At 58.6% G+C, this 1,351-nt stretch carries 1 protein-coding gene; it reads right to left on the reverse strand.

All coding sequences use genetic code 11. The features are described 5' to 3' along the window. Positions 1–46: 46 nt before the first annotated feature. A complete protein-coding gene (locus tag ACQR0Z_RS35000) occupies positions 47–1,246 on the reverse strand; it encodes an IS4 family transposase (protein ID WP_434921693.1) in 1,200 nt (399 codons plus the stop codon). Positions 1,247–1,351: the final 105 nt, after the last annotated feature.

The following is a 1,351-nucleotide window of genomic DNA, read 5'->3' on the forward strand; positions in this document are numbered from 1 at the left end:
CGTCATGCCCGGGCTTGTCCCACGGCTGTCCGGCAGGATTCCTGCTTCATGCGGCTTCCTTCATTGGGGGGCGAAGTCGCTTGGAGGCCTGTTCGGGTCTGCTGAGCAGTTCCAAATGGAGTTGCCCGGTGTCTGGTTCACCAGGGCCGGAGATGAGATCGAGCATGCTGCGCCGGTGCATGAGGTTCATTCGGATGAGGCGGGCAAAGGCAAGAGGGCTGGCGACAAGTTTTGTCGCCTCTTGAGCCAGCCGCAGCAGCAGGAAGCCGATCAGTGCGACAACGATCTGGATGCGCACTGCGGTCTCCGAGCATCCGAGAAAGTGATTGATCCTCAAGGTTTGCTTGACCCAGCGGAAGAACAGTTCAATGGCCCAACGACGCTTGTAGAGGTCGGCGATCTCCTGCGCGCTCGCTTGCAGATCATTGGTCACGATCCGCAGAACCTTACCAGTATCGATCACCACCTGGAGTTCACGTACCGGCGCCGACATCGGGTTCTTGCGAGAGGCCGCAAGCCTTTTTGGAAGATATCCGATCCGATCGCTCAAAATCGACGACCCGGGATCGACCGGGCGCGAAAATTCGATCTCGAACGGGGTGTTGGCCTTCAGCCGCGTGACGAACCGGCAGCCTTTGTCGTGGAGCGTCGCCCACCATCCATAGTCATAGTAGCCGAGATCGAACACGTAGGTCGCCTTCGGCTCGATCGGCATCGCCTTCGCCGCAGTAATGTCGTTGACGTTGGCGGCCGTGACGAGAAGATAGAGTGGTTGATCGGCATCCGGGTCGTAGACAATGTGAGCTTTGGCGCCACAGACGCCGGCCGAGAACTTGGCCCAGTCCTGGCTAACGTTGCTCAGTCGGACGCTTGTCGAGTCGATCAAGCGGACGCAATCCGCGATTTTGCGTCGATATCCGCTTTCAAGCTGCCGCATCAGGGCCGCGAGCAGCCCTACGAATACCTGCTCCGACCGCGTCGAGGCATTCAGCTCCGCCAGCGACGAGCGAGCCACCGTGCAGCCACCGAGGTGGTAGAACGCGCCCTCCTGGCTCTTCAGCCCCAGCTCAATTTCCCGCAAGCTGCGCGCTCCGGACAATTGACCGTACAGCATCGCAATCAAGTGATCTTTGGTTCGGTGTTTTCTGAGCGCCAAATCCGAGCCGTGCTTCTCCACAAGCCCATCGAAAACGTCCCAGGGAACAAACTTCAAGACTTGATGAAACACGCTATTCTGATGCCGCACGGCGTTGACCTCGTTTCGTGTTCAGTCGATTCGCAACCTTCTGAACCTGAACAGAATCAACGCCGTGCACATTCTCAAGCACGTTTCGTACCGGACAGCCGTGGG

Source organism: Bradyrhizobium sp. HKCCYLS3077 (genome assembly GCF_051167555.1).
In the GTDB taxonomy this organism is placed as follows: domain Bacteria; phylum Pseudomonadota; class Alphaproteobacteria; order Rhizobiales; family Xanthobacteraceae; genus Bradyrhizobium.